Raw genomic sequence first — 15,337 nt, 5'->3', positions numbered from 1 at the left:
GCAGATCAGGTCAGATCTTTGCTCGGGGCGTTTGCCTGGTCATTAGTCAGCGAGTGAGCCTCATGAGGTTTGCGGCGTAGTACCGTCAATACCCAGACGAAGAAGATCGGTATCAGCACCACCCCCAACAACGTGGCGCTGAGCATGCCGCCGATCACGCCAGTGCCGATGGCTCGTTGGCTCGCGGCGCCTGCGCCGGTCGCCAGCGTCAGCGGCACCACACCCAGAATGAAGGCCAGCGAGGTCATGACGATCGGGCGAAAGCGCAGGCGCGCAGCCTGAAGTGCCGAGTCCTTCAGCGAATGGCCCTGATCCCAGAGCTCTTTGGCGAACTCGACGATCAGGATGGCATTTTTCGCCGCCAGGCCGATGATAGTGATCAGGCCCACCTTGAAGTAAACGTCGTTCGGCATGCCGACGGCAGTCACCGCCAACACCGAGCCCAGTGCCCCGACCGGAACGATCAACATCACCACCAACGGGATCGCCCAGCTCTCATAAAGGGCCACCAGTAACAGGAACACGACCAGCAGTGCGAGGCCGAACAGGCCAGCGGCCTGACCGCTGGCGAGTTTTTCCTGATACGACAGCCCAGTCCATTCGTAGCCGATTCCAGGCGGCAGTTCGGAGACAATTCGCTCGATCTCTGCCATGGCCTCGCCGGTGCTGACGCCCGGAGGCGCATCGCCTGCGATCCTGAACGCGGCGTAGCCGTTGTACCGTGCGATCTGCACCGGGCCTTCTTCCCAGTGCGTGGTGACGAATGCGCCGAGCGGGACCATTGTGCCGCTGGCATTGGGTACGTACAGTTTGAGCACGCTTTCCGGGGTCATCCTCGCGCTTTGCTCGGCCTGAACGACAACCCGCTGCTGGCGGCCCGCGTTGGCAAAGTCGCTGATCACCGATGAGCCGAAAGCAGTGGACAGTGCGCTGTTGATCGACTCGAAACTGACTCCCAGTGCGCGGGCTTTCTCGCGATCAATGTTCAGACGCAACTGTGGTGCTTCGGCAAGGCCCTCCATCATCGCGTAGAGGATTTTCGGGTTGCCGTTGGCTTTGCCGAGCAGTTCGTTACGTGCCGCCAGCAAGGCTTCGCGGCCCAGACCGGCCCGGTCCTGCAGGCGCAGCGAGAAGCCGCCCGAGGTGCCCAGCCCTTCGATGGGCGGTGGTGTCACGGCCATAACGGTGCCGTCGCTGAGACCCGCGAAATGCTGATTGAACGCGGCGGCTTCGTCAGCCGCCGACTGGCCCTTGCCGCGCTCCGACCAGTCTTTGAGGGTCGGAAACGCCAGACCTGCGTTTTCACCCATGCCGGAAAAGCTGAAACCCAGCAGCATGGTCACCGAGTCGGTCCCTTGGCGCGACAGCATGTAGTTTTCGACCAGGGCTGCAGTCACGTCGGTGCGTGCCCGAGTCGCGCCGGGCGGCAATTGCACATCAATGATCAGGTAGCCCTGGTCTTCCACCGGTACGAACGATTCGGGCAGGCGCAGATAGAAAAAGCCAAGCAGCCCGACGATGCCCACGTAAACCAGCATGTAGCGGCCGGCACGTTTGATCAGGCTCGAATTGAGTCGCTCATAGCGGTTGGTGAGCTGGGTGAAACGCCGATTGAACGCGCCGAAGAAGCCACGTTTTTCCTGATGGCCCTTGGGGATCGGTTTAAGCAGAGTGGCGCACAGCGCAGGCGTAAAGGTCAGGGCCAGGAAGCCGGAAAACAGGATCGACACAGCCAGCGACAGCGAGAACTGTTTGTAGATCACCCCGACCGACCCGCCCATGAATGCCAGTGGCAGGAACACAGCGGCCAGCACCAATGTGATGCCCAGAATCGCCCCCGACACCTGCTGCATGGCCTTGACGGTCGCTGCAGCGGGGGACAGGCCTTCTTCGGCCATGATTCGCTCGACGTTCTCCACCACCACGATCGCGTCGTCGACCAGAATACCGATGGCCAGTACCATACCGAACATGGTCATCATGTTCACCGAGAAGCCCAGCAAATACATGATGGCCAAGGTACCGGCCAGGCACACGGGCACCACGATGGTCGGGATCAGGGTGTATCGGATGTTCTGCAGGAACAGAAACATCACCAGAAACACCAGCACCATGGCTTCGATCAAGGTGTAGATCACCTTGTCGATGGCCACGTCCACGAAACGTGAGGTGTCGTAAGGGATCGAAAATTCCACGCCTTCCGGAAAGTTGACCGACAGCTCGGTCAGCCGCTGCTTGACAGCCTTGGCGGTCTGAATCGCATTGGCGCCCGGCGACAACTGGATGGCGCCGGCCACGGCACGCTTGCCGTTCAGGCGCGATTCGAAATTGTAATCCTGACTGCCGACCGCAACCCTGGCGACATCGTCCAGGTGCACGCTGGAGCCATCTTCATTGGCGCGCAGGACGATGCGTCCGAATTCCTCGGGGTTGTCCAGCGTGCCCTTTACCGCCAGTGTCGCGGTCAGCTCTTGCAGCGACGAACCCGGAGTGCTGCCGAAGCTGCCCGCCGGAACCTGCACGTTTTGCGCACGAATGGCAGCGTTCACGTCGTCGATGGACAGACCGAAACCGACCAGCTTCTGCGGATCGATCCAGACCCGCATGGCTGCTTCGGCGGCGAAAAACTGCAGCCTGCCGACGCCGTTGACCCGGCTGATCTCGTTGTTGACGTTACGCGCGGCGTAGTCGGCCAGTGCAACGGTGTCCTTGTTGGCCGAATCGTCGGTATAGCTCAGGGCGAAGATCAGCAGAAATCCGGCGCTGGCCTGTTCGACCTGCAATCCCTGGTTCAGCACCGTTTGTGGCAAGCGCGCTTCGGCCTTTTTGATCCGGTTCTGCACCTCGACCTGTGCCAGATCCAGGTTGGTGCCTGGCTGAAAGGTGACATTGATTTCAGCGCTGCCGGTAGAGTTGCTGGTCGATTCGTAATACAGCATCCCCTTGGCACCGTTGAGCTCGTCTTCGATGACACTGGTCACCGAGTCCACCAGCACTCGGGCGGATGCACCGGGGTAGGCGGCGGTGATCGTGACCTGCGGCGGTGCGACTTCCGGGTATTGAGCGACCGGCAGCGAGGGCAGGGCCATCAGACCCGCCAGCAAAATGAACAGGGCAAGCACCCAGGCGAAATTGGGTCGCTTGATAAAAAACAGGGACATGGACAGTAATCCTCGATCGCGTGTGGAATCGGCCTGGACGTGAGTCTCAGTTGGCCTTGGCCTGCTGCTGGGTGGTTTGCGATTTGGGGACGACTTTGTCGCCTGGATTGATACCGGTCATGTTGCCGACAATGACCTGTTCGTCGGCCTTCAGGCCTTCGGTGATCTGCCAGCGTGAATCCTGCATCGTGCCGGTTTTCACCGCGCGAGCCTCGACTGTGCCGTCCTGGCCGACGACCAGCACTCGTGCTGCGCCATCGCTGGCTCGCTGGATGGCGCGCTGTGGCACAAGAATCGCGTTCGCGTTGATGCTTTGCGGGGTTCGCACACGGACATACATGCCCGGCAGCAGGACGCCTTCGGGGTTGGCGAAGCGCCCGCGTAACGACACCTGGCCGGTGGTCCGGTCCACGGCGATGTCGGTAAACAGCAGGGTGCCGGTGCTCTGATAGTCTGTGCCGTCAATGCTTAACGACAACGCACCTTCACCGCCCTTGGGCAAGCGACCTTGCTGGATCGCGGCACGCATGTGCAGGGCGTCGGCCACTGGCTGGGTGAAGTCTGCGTATACCGGGTCCAGCTGCTGAATGGTTGCCATCAATGTGGTTTCGCCCTGGCCCACCAGTGCGCCTTCGGTGACATTGGCACGGCCGATGCGCCCCGAGATCGGCGCTTTGACCGTCGCATAACCCAGGTTCAACTGCGCGGTTTCAACGTCGGCCTGGGCCGAGCGTTTCGCGGCAATTGCGTTTTTCAACGCCGAACGTGCTGTATCGAAGGTTTGCCGGCTCACGGCTTCGATTTCCACCAGCGACTCGTAGCGTTTGACGGTGGCCTGATTCTCGAACAGCGTGGCGTCTATCCTTGCCAGGTCACCCTGGGCTTTGGACAAGGCCGCCTTGAAAGGCGCCGGGTCGATCTGGAACAGCACTGTGCCCGCTTTTATGTCCGCGCCTTCCTCGAAGTTGCGCGTCAGGACGATGCCTGCGACCCGCGCACGAACTTGCGCCACACGGACCGGCTCGATACGGCCGGGCAGTTCGTTGATGACTGTCAGGGATTCCGGTTTGACTGTGACTGTTTCGACTTCCTTGGGCGCGGCCGAAGCGCTCGGATCCTGCTGGGGCTTCTGCTCGCACGCGGCCAGACTGACGGTGGCCAGTAGCGTAACGACCCACATGACACGCCATTTGCGCAACGTACTCATCATTCACCCGGGCAAGGCCCATTAGACATTAAAGTCGCGAATGATCTACGCTAGACCCAAATGAGTCAATATTGACTCACGTGAATCAATTGTGAGCAATTGTGAACGCCCTTTGAGAACGTGGGCGTTTTCTGCACAATGCCCGCCTGCCCACCCAATCAGGTAAAAAACGCCCAATGGAATTACCCGCTGCTGATGAAAAGCTTCTCAAAGCCCTTGCCATAGCCGTGGTCGATCACTCCGACGGTACACTCAAGGACATTGCTCAGGCCGCTGGCGTCAGCAAGGCCACACTCAATCGATTCTGCGGCACCCGCGCCAATCTGACCGAAATGCTCCTCAACCATGCGTCAGACCTGATGAACCAAATGATAGTCGACGCCGATCTGCAACGTGCGCCGCCAGCCGAAGCCTTGCAACGCCTGGTCGACAACCATTTGAAACACCGTGAAATGATGGCGTTTCTGGTTTTTCAGTGGCGTCCGGACACGCTGGATGAAACGTGCGGTGGGCTGCGTTGGCGGCCCTATATCGACGCCCTTGATGCGTTTTTCCTGCGCGGTCAACGTGAGGGATTGTTCCGGATCGACGTTACCGCTGCCATGCTGATGGAGATGTTCGCCTCATTGCTGTCCGGGCTGATCGATGCCGAACGCCGCGGCAGGGTGGCCCGCGCCGGAATGGGCGCGGTGTTGATCCAGTTTTTTCTGCAGGGTGCGCAGACCCGCTGATCGGTTGCATCTTCATGTGCCGCAGGTCTCGGCTTGCATGGCAATCAGGCGGGCAATCAAAAGTCATAGGCAATCTTGCTGTACCAGAAACCCCCGCCTGGATAAAACGGCCCGTCGCCATAAAGGTTCAGACCATTGGCGGACGCGATGGCGTTCTTGTCCGGGCGGACGTCGAAAATATTGGTCCCGCCCAGGCTCAATGTGATGTTGTCGAGCAACGTGTAGGACACGTCCAGATCGGTGATCCACTTGGCACCGAAACTGCGGTCGCCGCTTTCCAGTTGCTGCAGCGTCTTGACCTTGCCGTAGCGGGTTGTCTGCAGGTTTACGCCCAGATCGCCCAATGTCCATTTGGCGCCCAGCACCCATTTGGTTTTCGGCTGCGCGTCGGTCAGGTCGCCCTGACGTGCGCGCCCGACCCAGGTCAGGCTGCCACCACTGTTGTTGCCCAGACCTTGCAGCGCCGCCGGGGCATCCTTGACGTCAGTGATAATGGTTTTGTTGTAGTTGAAACCAGCGCTCCAGCGCACATCGCCGAGCTGGCTGTATCGGCTGGCATGATCCAGCACGATGTCCAGGCCGCGCGTTCTAGTATCAAAAGCGTTGGCGTAGTAAGACGTCCAGGTGCTGGTGTCCACGCCTTGTGCGGTGAGAATGGGTGCCAGTGCAGGGCCGTACAAGCTCTCGGTGCGCGCGATGCGGTCTGCGATTTCGATCCAGTAGGCGTCTGCCGTCAGGCTGGTGCGCGGGGCCGGTTGCCAGGTCACACCAAACCCCACGTTGCGCGACTTTTCGGGGTCAAGCGTTGTGGCACCCAATGCCTGGGCCAACGCCGAATTGACCGGTGCAATTCGCGTGACGGCAGGCACGACCGTGCCGTCCGGTGCTGTGCCGACCCGATTGTCGGAGATGCTATAACCGATCTGGGTCAGCGACGGCGCACGGAAACCGCTGCCTACGGTGCCACGGACCGCAAAGTTGTCGGTGAACTCGTAACGGGAGTTGAGCTTGGCGCTGACGGTATTGCCTGAATCGTCATCAAAGTGCTCGGCGCGTAATGCCAGACCAACGAACAGCGGCTCTATCGGGGTGATCCCAAAATCGACGTAGGCCGCATAGTTGTTGCGTTTCAGGCTCGTTGCATCCTGCGGCGATATCACTGCCGCCGCCTGTGCTGCAATCGAGGCCAGTCTCCCCGCCAGCGGGTTGGCCTGGCCGTTGGGCAGTGTGGACGGGAAGCGATAGCCACCGACCTGATAAGCCTGCGCATCACCGGAAAAAGTCCGAAAACGCTCCCAGCGATGCTCAAGACCGGCGGATACCTGCAGCGGCACGCCAAACAGCCCGTCGAACGCCCGGGTAATGTCCAGGTTGTTGACCCATTGTTCGAAACGATAGGTTGCCAAGTCATCGAACGAGGTCGGTGACGTCGGCCCCAGTGAAGGGTTGATAGTCAGGTCGCTGTACTGATGATTGTTGTTGCGCCCGTAGGTAGTGCTCAGGTCCCAGTTCCAGCCCAGCGCTTCGCCCTTGCCGCCAACCAGATACTGGTAGTCGGTGTCGTCCAGATTGTTGAGCGGGTAATAACCGTCGGCAAACAGCTCGGGAATGTTGGCGATACCGTTCGGGTAGCGAAAGTAATTGTTGATGACTGCGTCGCGCTGGCCATAGGTCCCGTAGGAATACAATTTCGTCTGCTCGTCCAGCGGCAGTTCGGCGTTGTAGGCCAGGTTGAAAGCCTTGATTTGCGGGTCGCCGTTCTTGACGCCGACCCGATCCCAGGTGGACTCCCGTGGGTCACCTGGAAAGTAGGCGGTATTGGTTGCCTTCTCGTTCCAGCTGGCGTCGCCGCGCTTGCGCGCATCACCTGAAAGGTGCAGAAAGCCGCCGTCACCCAGCGCGAAACCGCTGTCGCCCTCGAATTTGGTCACCTCACCTTCGCCGCTGTATAGCTTGCCGTAGGTCACGCCCAGATGACCGCCCTCGGCGCTGGATTTCAGAATCACGTTAATCACCCCGGCAATTGCATCCGAGCCGTATTGGGCTGCGGCGCTGTCCTTGAGCACCTCGATACGCTCCACTGCACTGACGGGGATCATGTCGATGTCCACCGAGTTGGCGCCGCTGCTGTCGGTCGAACCGTTGGCGGGCAGGGCGCTGTTGTGGCGGCGTTTGCCGTTGACCAATACCAGCGTGTAAGCCGGTGCCAGGCTGCGGTTGGACAGCGGCCTCACAGTCGAGTTGTAGCCCGCGACGTTAGTGCCGTAATTGAACGAAGGCAGCAGTTTGGCGATAGCTTCGGTGAGGTCGGCGCGGCCGGTCTTGAGCAGTTGCTCACTGGTAACGATATCGACGGGTGCCGGGCTGTCGGTGACCGTACGCTGCGTGCCCCTGACACCGGTGGAAATGACCGTGACCTTTTCCAGTCGGGTGTCTTTGTCGGGCGCTTCTTCAGCCGCCTGCACAGGGCTGATCAGCCCCAGACTCGCCAGGGCCATGCTTTTCACGAGAGCGTTACGCAGCGGTTGGGAGGGTACGCGAGGGAGGCAAGCCATTGCTTTGTGATCCTGTCTGAATATCGAAAAGAAGCGGGTACCTCCGTGGGCTGGGTCGGTCTGCAGGCGACTATAGGGTTATGAAAAAGCGTTGTGAAAGGCTGTTTGGCTATAAGCTAATTATTAATATTAAGAATGTATTTTATTATAATAATAAATAATACGCATGTAATGCATAGGTTGGATCTGTCTGGAATGCTTGAATCGCCGCCAGGCCTCATACCTGTGCCGTTATGTCGCACCCCTGCGTGTCCCCTGAAAGCCCGCATTACGGCGTCGGCGGGGTTTTTGTAACAGGATTCGCGGTGTTCCCGGTTCGTCCGGAGTGGTAGATTGACGGCCATGAATTTCGCCCGCACTCACCGCTCATCTATCGCCTGGATGCTGTTTGCCTTCGTCCTGTTCAACGGCGTGGTATGCGGTCTCGGCCACGGCCAGGTGCTCAACGCATTTTCCGGTGTTTCAGGCCCTGTCGTGGCGATAGATGATGTCTGTGGTGACGTTGCCGGTAACTCTCATCAGATGAGTGACGCGGGTAAGGGCGATCACGGCCGTATCATGCAGTTGGCCATGTTCGACTGTGCCTTCGCCGGCAAAATGACCGTCGCGCTGGTGTTTTTCATAGCGCTTGGCTGGCTGTCGAGCAGTCGCGACGTCACGGCGCGTGCGCCCTTGGTGCTGTGGCGCAACCCCACACGACATGCTTCTCCCGGATGCATTGCCCAGGCACCTTGAACTCCGCGCGAGTGCTCATCAATCACGGCCGGGTTTCAGCGATACGTTGCCTGCCTTGCCTGTTTACGAAGGCCGCTGCTGCGTTCAACGCAAGCGGTAGCGCCTTATCCTTCAAAGGACGTAATACATGACACACACTATGACCCGGCGCGAAGTGGTCGCCGGTCTTTCGTTGCTGAGTCTTGGCCTGCTCACCGGCTGCGGGAACTCCAATGCCTTGCCGTTCAAGCACGGCAAGGACATGAGTAACGAGATCGTGGGCCGTAATTTCAAGCTCAAGGATCCTCAAGGCAACATCAAGACGCTTTCCAGCTTTCGCGGCTTGATGCCGATGATCTTCTTCGGCTTCACCCAGTGCCCGGCGGTCTGCCCCACGGCGCTGGCACGCGCTGCACAGATTCGCAAGTTGATGGGTGAGGAGGGCAAGTCGTTTCAGGTGGTGTTCATCACCCTCGACCCTGAGCGCGACACGCCGGAAGTGATCGATGCCTACGTGAAAGCGTTCGACCCCACGTTCGTCGCTCTGTCCGGCACGCTTGAAGAAACGGCCGCTACCGCCAAAGAGTTCGGTGTGTTTTTCGAGAAAGTGCCGCTGGGCGACACCTACACCATCTCGCACACGGCCACCAGCTATGTGTACGACACGCGTGGCGTGTTGCGCCTCGGGCTGTCGCACAAGCTGACCGCTCAACAATGCACCGAAGATCTGCTCACCTTAATGGAAGTCTGTTGATGAATGCTTTTACTCGTAACGCTGCGAAATCCGTAATGCTGGCAGTTTCGTTGCTGGCGTTGAGCGCTCAGGTTCAAGCCCAGATCCAGGTTGACGATGCCTGGGTGCGCGCCACCGTACCGGGTCAGCCCGCGACCGGCGCGTTCATGCGCGTCACTTCGACCACCGACAGCACGCTGGTGGACGTCGCTTCGCCGGTCGCCAAGACGGTGCAGATTCATCAGTCGAGCATGAAAAATGATGTCATGAGCATGCAGCAGGTGACGTCTGTCGAGCTGCCGGCCGGCAAGCCAGTGGTCTTTGATTCCAATGGTTACCATGTGATGTTCATCGGCCTGGTGGCTCAGGTCAAAGAGGGTGATCAGGTGCCGCTGACCCTGACCGTTGAAAACGGGAAGGGCGTGAAGGAATCCATCAACGTCATGGCGGTCGCCAGATCGCTCACCGCCGATGAAAACGGTGGCGATGCGCACCACGGGCACGGCGAACACAGCGGTCACTGATCGGCAAGGCTGTGCTGGTCGCCGAGCGGCCCTCACAGCCTGTTCTCGCGGGTGTAAGCTTGGTGAGGCACAACCCTGTTCATTGTCTCTGTCCTGGAGGTAATCATGAGTGCTCCCATGCTTTCCAAAACCCAGATCAACGGTTACCAGCTGATATGCGTGAACAGCGGGCCCTGGCTTGTCTGTACACCCAAGGATCGACTCGCCTCGTTCACCACCCGCCAGGAAGCCATGGCCTACGCCGCTGCGTTGCCGGTCCGTGACTGGTCCCGATCACGTCGTGAGCGATAGCGGTCGGCAGCCAAACCTGGTGGGTTCGCGCCGTCTACGTCGGGCTTCTTGATCACCTCCCGACGATACCTCGTCAATTTCGCATATTCTTTAAGTGCATAAATAGCGAACCAAATATTCTTTTCCGGAACAAGGCCGTTCGGCGATGATTGCTTCGCGCTTCCAAAGCGAGAAGGTGACTGATACCAACATAACCTGGATTTTTATCATGAAAATACAGGAGTGTATCAATGGGCAATGTCCAGACCGCTGCCAGCGCACATGACGTGCTCTGGCACCAGACGCCGAGCGGCGACCTGGTCGATCTGGGGCGTCCTTTCCGTGGGCCCTTGGCGTTATCACGACTGCAAAGCACCCCCAAGCCGATACTGGGTCGTCGCGAAGCCATTCTGCTTGGCGCGCTGGCGCTGGTACTGCATGGCGCGGTGATCTACTGGCTCAGCCAGAATCCGACACCCGTGTTGCCGGTAGTACCACCGGAAATTCCGCCGATGACCATCGAATTTTCTCAACCCGCGCCGCCGGTGGTGGAAACACCACCGCCGCCGCCGCCCGAGCCCGTCGTGCAGCCTGTCGTCGAACCTCCACCGCCTGTCGAGGATGAGCTGGCGGTCAAACCACCGCCGCCCAAGCCGGTGCCCAAGCCCAGGCCGCAGCCACCGAAACCGGTCGTCAAGCCCGTGGCCAAACCGGTTGAGCAACCACCAGTACAGCCTGTGCCTGCGCCACCGGTTGCTGCCCCGGCGCCTCCCGCGCCTCCCGCGCCTCCCGCACCAAAGCCAGTCACACCGGCTTCGGCCAGCGCCGGTTATTTGCGTAATCCGGCTCCGGAGTACCCGTCACTGGCGATGCGCCGTGGCTGGGAAGGGACTGTGCTGTTGCGGGTGCATGTTCTGGCCAGCGGCAAGCCCGGCGAGATCCAGATTCAGAAAAGCAGTGGCCGCGATCAGCTCGACGACGCGGCACTGGCAGCGGTGAAGCGCTGGAGCTTCGTCCCGGCCAAACAGGGTGATGTCGCCCAGGACGGCTGGGTCAGCGTACCCATCGACTTCAAGATCAAATAACCCACGCATTCGATTGACCTTGCGAGCTACCTGAATCAAAGGCGCATCGCGACACCCCATGCCTTGTTCAGAGAGAGCCGTGCCATGAACCTACTTGCTTCGCCTTTTGAATCCATCGAACACGCGGTCATCTGGCTGCTGGTCATTTTTTCCGTCGCCACCTGGGGGCTTGCTCTGTTGAAGGGCTTACAGTTTGGCCGTCTGAAGGCTCAGGATCGCAAGTTTCACAAACAATTCTGGGCGGCGTCGAGTCTCGATTCGGCTGCGCAGCTCGCCCAGGAACAGCCGGGTGCTGCTGCCCGTGTCGCGCTGGCCGGTTATGCCGCAATTCAAGTGCCGGATGGCGCTCAGGCCAACGATCTGAGCCAGTCGATCAACCACCAGGATCGTCTGGAGCGCGCCTTGCGTCAGCAGATCGTCCGTGAGCGTCGTTCGCTGGAAACCGGTTTGGCAATTCTCGCCAGCATTGGAAGCACCTCGCCCTTTATCGGCTTGTTCGGCACGGTCTGGGGCATCATGTCGGCACTCAAGGGTATCAGTGCCGCCGGCTCCGCCAGCCTCGAAACGGTTGCAGGTCCGATTGGCGCAGCGCTGGTCGCCACCGGTGTCGGTATCGCTGTCGCAGTGCCTGCGGTGCTGGTTTACAACTATTTTCTGCGTCGCCTGAAGCTGACCGCTGCCGATCTCGACGACTTCGCGCATGACTTCTACAGCCTGGCGCAGAAGAGCGCGTTCCGCGTTCTGCTGCACCCGGTGCTGAAGGGCGGCGCTGCAACGGCCGGCCAGAAAGTGAAGGAGGCGTCCTGATATGGCGTTCTCTACTCAAGACAGCGATGAAGTGCTGAGTGAAATCAACGTCACGTCGCTGGTGGACGTGATGCTGGTGCTGCTGGTGGTGTTCATTGTCACCGCGCCGTTGCTGACCAATTCGATCCCGATCAACCTGCCCAAGACCGAGTCGGTTGCGCCTGTGGAGCAGAAAGACCCGCTGGTGGTGAGCATCGACGGGCAGGGCAAGCTGTTCATCAACAAGGATGAAATTCAGCCGGACCTGCTGGAGACCAACCTCAAGGCTGCCAAGGACAAGGCCCCTGATGTGCGCGTGCAGTTGCAAGCGGACAATGGCGTCAACTATGGCGAGGTAGCCCGGGCGATGGCATCCATTGAACGGGCTGGCATCACCAAATTGTCGGTGATTACCGCCAAATAGCAGCCACGCCGTTACCCTCGAATTCAAGTTTTCGGGCCGTATCCTTAGGCAGGTACGGCCCTTTTTTTGTCTGATTTCCAACTTTTTTTCAACGTACAGAAAGACAGCTGCTTATGTCTTAATGGTATTTAAAAATAATCATAAGCTGGCTTTAAGATATAAAGAATCGGACCACCGGAACACTCAAAAAGAACGTTAATGATCGCCACCGTCTGCCGCACGGATCGCTCGTTTCAACCGGAACACGATGTTCCGGGCCATGGATTTCAAGGGGTAGCGGTATGGGGAGCTTTAAACGAAATGTGCTGGCTACGGCGATTTTTTCAGCGAATTTGCTGACCGCCGCAAGTATCAGCACAACGGTATTGGCTGAAGAAGCCGCCGACGAACGCAACGGCGCGTCGACATCCACCTTGGGCACGGTGATTGTGACGGGTACGCGGGCGCAGGAACGCACGGCCAGTGCATCGTTGTCGCCCATCGACGTTATTTCCGGCGACAGCCTGCGCAGTTCCGGCTCCAGTGAACTGGGCACGGTGCTGGCCCGCCTGATTCCCTCTATCAACTTCCCACGGCCAAGCCTGGTGGATGGCGCGGAGTTGACGCGTCCTGCGCAGCTTCGCGGTCTTTCACCGGATCAGGTTCTGGTGCTGGTCAACGGCAAACGCCGCCATACCTCGGCGTTTGTCAACCTGGGCGGCGCAGTAGGGCGTGGCTCGGCTCCTGCTGACCTGAACGCGATCCCGCTGTCGGCAATCGATCATATCGAAGTGTTGCGCGACGGCGCTTCAGCCCGTTACGGCTCGGATGCCATCGCAGGCGTGATCAACATCATCCTGAAAAGCGCCGACCATGGCGGCTCGATTTCCACAAAGTACGGACAGTACAAAAAGGGTGACGGGATTCAGCGTCAAGTGGCGGGCAACACCGGTTTTGCATTGGGTGACAACGGCACGCTCAATCTATCTGCTGAAGGTGCCAACAACGACTACACCAACCGCGCCGGTGACGACTTCAGGGCCTCCAGTATCGGCTCCACGACCTACGGGCAACGGGTGTTTCGTCAGGGCGAGCCGGCCACTGATGAAGGCAAACTGCAGTTCAACAGTGAGTACAGCTTCAGCGATGCCGCCGAGTTTTATTCTTTTGGTGGTTACAGCAAGCGGCGTGGCGAAACGGCAGCGTTTTACCGCCCCAGCAATGCCTCGAACAACAACGCCACGATCTTTCCCAATGGCTACCTGCCATTGATTCGCGGCACCCTCGAAGACACTTCGCTGGTGGCCGGTTTGCGTGGCGAGCTGGCCGATGACTGGCGCTATGACCTGTCAGCCAATTACGGCAAGAACTCCTACGAAATTCGTACCCGTACAATCAACACCTCGCTGGGGCTGAACACGCCGCGCTCTTTCGATAACGGCACCCTGACGAATGACCAGAAGCAACTCAGCCTCGACCTGTCACGGGAATTCAGTGCAGGGTGGCTGCCTTACCCAGTGTCGGTGGCGTTTGGTGCGGAGTATTTGCGTCAGGGCTATGAGGTCGAGGCGGGGCAGGCGGAGTCCTACTTTCAGACCGGAAGCTCCGGGCTGGGCGGATTTCGTGCAGCCGATGCGGGCAGCTATTCACGGCACAATTTTGCGCAGTATCTGGACGTTGAAACCAACCTCACTGAAAAACTCGGCGTCTCGGCCGCTGTCCGTCACGAGGACTACAGCGACTTCGGCTCGAACGTCAGCGGCTCGCTTTCGGCACGTTACGACTTCACCCCGCAAGTGGCCTTGCGTGGCAGCGTCTCGACCGGTTTCCGCGCGCCGTCGCTGGCTCAGCAACACTTTGCCTTCACCTCGTCACAACTGATCGGCAACACCATTCAGGAAGCGGGTACCTTCCCGGCCAGCAGCAACGTGTCGCAACTGTTGGGCGCAGAAGACCTGAAAGCCGAGAAGTCACGCAACTACAGCCTGGGGGTAGTGCTCCAGCCGCTGGACAACCTCACGGTCACGGCCGATGTGTATCGCATCGACATTCAGGACCGTATCTCGCTGTCCTCCAACCTGGTGCTCAACAACACCGCCATCAACTATCTGCGCGCCAACGGCGTGGGTGACATCAACTACACCAGTGCGCGTTACTTCACCAACGCCACGGACACCAGCACTGATGGCGTCGACCTGGTCGCCAACTATAAATACCAGTTCGATAACGGCGTGCGCTGGAACAGCACCGTCGGCTACAACTATAACCACACCAAAGTCACCGACGTGAAAGCCAACCCGGCCATTCTCGATCAGTTGGGTGTGAACCTGGTCCGCGTCGACCGCCGCGAACGTATCGGCTTGCTGGGCGACACCACGCCGCAACACAAACTCACTTTGGGCAACGACTTCACCTTCGGTAATTGGGCGCTGCACTCCAATCTGGTTCGTTATGGCGAGTTCACCAGCTACCAGGCCGACAAGGTCAACGACCAGACATTCAGCGCCGCGTGGCTGCTGGACCTTGCTGTGGACTACAAGCTCAAGAACTGGGTATTCACCCTGGGCGGCGATAACGTCACCGACAAATACCCAGAAAAGCTCAACGACTTCGCCTCCAGCGGCGGCAACCTTGCCTACAGCACCTACAGCACCTACAGCACCTACTCGCCGTATGGCTACAGCGGCGCGTTCTACTACGGCAAAGTGACTTACAACTGGTAGACCCGACCTTCGCGCAACGAGAACCCCGGTACGCCGGGGTTTTTCATAAGCGTCGAGGCTTCAAGTGCACCGGTCATACACTGCACGCAAAGCAGGCCTTCGCGAGCAAACGGACCGCCGCGCGGCTCGCGCCCACTTGAGTGCTTTATTTCAAGCTGAAATCGCTTCCACCAAAAGCCCGGTTTCAATTTGAATTCCAGGTCTGCTGGAACACGCTTGTGGGAGTCAGCGTACTGACGAAAGGGCTGGCAGGTTCGTTGAATATTCAGCCCGATATCAGACGATCCAGCCCCGGCACGTTCAAAAACAAACAGCGCCTTTCTGCCACGATAGCCGCCACACCACCGAACGCGACGCAAGGTGCAGGCTGAGTTCTGGCGCTGATCCGGGGGGCAATCGGCATGGATGCCGATTGAGCTGCACCGGGCCATGGATGGCCCGTTGC

Annotated in this window: 12 protein-coding genes and 1 pseudogene; 9 read left to right on the top strand and 4 right to left on the bottom strand. The window is 59.4% G+C overall.

Annotated features, from left to right (window positions below; all coding sequences use genetic code 11):
• Positions 1 to 5: 5 nt before the first annotated feature.
• Together KDX37_RS07380 and KDX37_RS07375 are read right to left on the bottom strand one after the other, a co-directional pair.
• The gene (locus KDX37_RS07380) at positions 6 to 3,161 is read right to left on the bottom strand and encodes an efflux RND transporter permease subunit (protein ID WP_231652022.1); all 3,156 of its coding nucleotides are present in this window, start codon (positions 3,159 to 3,161) and stop codon (positions 6 to 8) included.
• Between the two features lie 46 nt (positions 3,162 to 3,207).
• On the bottom strand, positions 3,208 to 4,368 hold the full coding sequence (locus KDX37_RS07375) for an efflux RND transporter periplasmic adaptor subunit (protein WP_231652021.1): 1,161 nt from the start codon (positions 4,366 to 4,368) through the stop codon (positions 3,208 to 3,210).
• 176 nt (positions 4,369 to 4,544) lie between these two features.
• Here KDX37_RS07375 and KDX37_RS07370 point away from each other — a divergent pair, with 176 nt between their 5' ends.
• Positions 4,545 to 5,099, top strand: a complete 555-nt coding sequence (locus KDX37_RS07370) for a TetR/AcrR family transcriptional regulator (protein WP_231652020.1) — start codon at positions 4,545 to 4,547, stop codon at positions 5,097 to 5,099.
• A gap of 56 nt (positions 5,100 to 5,155) precedes the next feature.
• On the opposite strand, the gene KDX37_RS07365 is transcribed toward KDX37_RS07370, so the two are convergent.
• On the bottom strand, positions 5,156 to 7,654 hold the full coding sequence (locus tag KDX37_RS07365; RefSeq protein ID WP_231652019.1) for a TonB-dependent receptor plug domain-containing protein: 2,499 nt from the start codon (positions 7,652 to 7,654) through the stop codon (positions 5,156 to 5,158).
• A gap of 342 nt (positions 7,655 to 7,996) precedes the next feature.
• On the opposite strand from KDX37_RS07365, the gene KDX37_RS07360 reads away from it, so the two are divergent.
• The 8 genes from KDX37_RS07360 to KDX37_RS07325 all read left to right on the top strand — a co-directional run bounded on the left by KDX37_RS07360 (position 7,997) and on the right by KDX37_RS07325 (position 14,892).
• The gene (locus tag KDX37_RS07360; protein WP_231652018.1) at positions 7,997 to 8,389 is read left to right on the top strand and encodes a DUF2946 domain-containing protein; all 393 of its coding nucleotides are present in this window, start codon (positions 7,997 to 7,999) and stop codon (positions 8,387 to 8,389) included.
• Between the two features lie 127 nt (positions 8,390 to 8,516).
• Positions 8,517 to 9,122 carry an SCO family protein gene (locus KDX37_RS07355; RefSeq protein WP_231652017.1) on the top strand — a complete coding sequence of 202 codons (606 nt, stop codon included), beginning with the start codon at positions 8,517 to 8,519 and terminating at the stop codon, positions 9,120 to 9,122.
• Positions 9,122 to 9,625, top strand: a complete 504-nt coding sequence (locus KDX37_RS07350) for a copper chaperone PCu(A)C (protein ID WP_231652016.1) — start codon at positions 9,122 to 9,124, stop codon at positions 9,623 to 9,625. The genes KDX37_RS07355 and KDX37_RS07350 overlap by 1 nt, the downstream gene beginning before the upstream one ends.
• A 105-nt stretch (positions 9,626 to 9,730) precedes the next feature.
• On the top strand, positions 9,731 to 9,916 hold the full coding sequence (locus KDX37_RS07345) for a DUF2188 domain-containing protein (protein ID WP_231652015.1): 186 nt from the start codon (positions 9,731 to 9,733) through the stop codon (positions 9,914 to 9,916).
• 230 nt (positions 9,917 to 10,146) lie between these two features.
• Positions 10,147 to 10,980, top strand: coding sequence for an energy transducer TonB (locus KDX37_RS07340; RefSeq protein WP_231652014.1), 834 nt, complete (start codon positions 10,147 to 10,149; stop codon positions 10,978 to 10,980).
• Between the two features lie 84 nt (positions 10,981 to 11,064).
• On the top strand, positions 11,065 to 11,787 hold the full coding sequence (locus tag KDX37_RS07335; RefSeq protein WP_231652013.1) for a MotA/TolQ/ExbB proton channel family protein: 723 nt from the start codon (positions 11,065 to 11,067) through the stop codon (positions 11,785 to 11,787).
• A 1-nt stretch (position 11,788) separates the two neighbouring features.
• Positions 11,789 to 12,190, top strand: coding sequence for an ExbD/TolR family protein (locus KDX37_RS07330; protein WP_231652012.1), 402 nt, complete (start codon positions 11,789 to 11,791; stop codon positions 12,188 to 12,190).
• Between the two features lie 281 nt (positions 12,191 to 12,471).
• Complete coding sequence (locus KDX37_RS07325) at positions 12,472 to 14,892, top strand: TonB-dependent receptor plug domain-containing protein (protein ID WP_231652011.1); 2,421 nt, start codon at positions 12,472 to 12,474, stop codon at positions 14,890 to 14,892.
• A 265-nt stretch (positions 14,893 to 15,157) separates the two neighbouring features.
• On the opposite strand, the pseudogene KDX37_RS07320 reads toward KDX37_RS07325, so the two are convergent.
• Positions 15,158 to 15,337, bottom strand: a pseudogene (locus KDX37_RS07320) (hypothetical protein); the annotation flags it as partial.

The organism is Pseudomonas californiensis, assembly GCF_021147775.1.
In the GTDB taxonomy this organism is placed as follows: Bacteria; Pseudomonadota; Gammaproteobacteria; order Pseudomonadales; family Pseudomonadaceae; genus Aquipseudomonas; species Aquipseudomonas californiensis.
The sequence above is the reverse complement of the archived record's forward strand: the minus strand, read 5'-3'. Positions and strand labels throughout refer to the sequence as shown.

What these genes read in the sequence shown, in the direction of transcription:
- KDX37_RS07355 (WP_231652017.1), top strand. Translation starts at nt 8,517, where the DNA reads ATGACACACACTATGACCCGGCGCGAAGTGGTCGCCGGTCTTTCGTTG.
- KDX37_RS07350 (WP_231652016.1), top strand. Translation starts at nt 9,122, where the DNA reads ATGAATGCTTTTACTCGTAACGCTGCGAAATCCGTAATGCTGGCAGTT.
- KDX37_RS07345 (WP_231652015.1), top strand. Translation starts at nt 9,731, where the DNA reads ATGAGTGCTCCCATGCTTTCCAAAACCCAGATCAACGGTTACCAGCTG.
- KDX37_RS07370 (WP_231652020.1), top strand. Translation starts at nt 4,545, where the DNA reads ATGGAATTACCCGCTGCTGATGAAAAGCTTCTCAAAGCCCTTGCCATA.
- KDX37_RS07325 (WP_231652011.1), top strand. Translation starts at nt 12,472, where the DNA reads ATGGGGAGCTTTAAACGAAATGTGCTGGCTACGGCGATTTTTTCAGCG.
- KDX37_RS07340 (WP_231652014.1), top strand. Translation starts at nt 10,147, where the DNA reads ATGGGCAATGTCCAGACCGCTGCCAGCGCACATGACGTGCTCTGGCAC.
- KDX37_RS07375 (WP_231652021.1), bottom strand. Translation starts at nt 4,368, where the DNA reads ATGAGTACGTTGCGCAAATGGCGTGTCATGTGGGTCGTTACGCTACTG.
- KDX37_RS07380 (WP_231652022.1), bottom strand. Translation starts at nt 3,161, where the DNA reads ATGTCCCTGTTTTTTATCAAGCGACCCAATTTCGCCTGGGTGCTTGCC.
- KDX37_RS07365 (WP_231652019.1), bottom strand. Translation starts at nt 7,654, where the DNA reads ATGGCTTGCCTCCCTCGCGTACCCTCCCAACCGCTGCGTAACGCTCTC.
- KDX37_RS07330 (WP_231652012.1), top strand. Translation starts at nt 11,789, where the DNA reads ATGGCGTTCTCTACTCAAGACAGCGATGAAGTGCTGAGTGAAATCAAC.
- KDX37_RS07335 (WP_231652013.1), top strand. Translation starts at nt 11,065, where the DNA reads ATGAACCTACTTGCTTCGCCTTTTGAATCCATCGAACACGCGGTCATC.
- KDX37_RS07360 (WP_231652018.1), top strand. Translation starts at nt 7,997, where the DNA reads ATGAATTTCGCCCGCACTCACCGCTCATCTATCGCCTGGATGCTGTTT.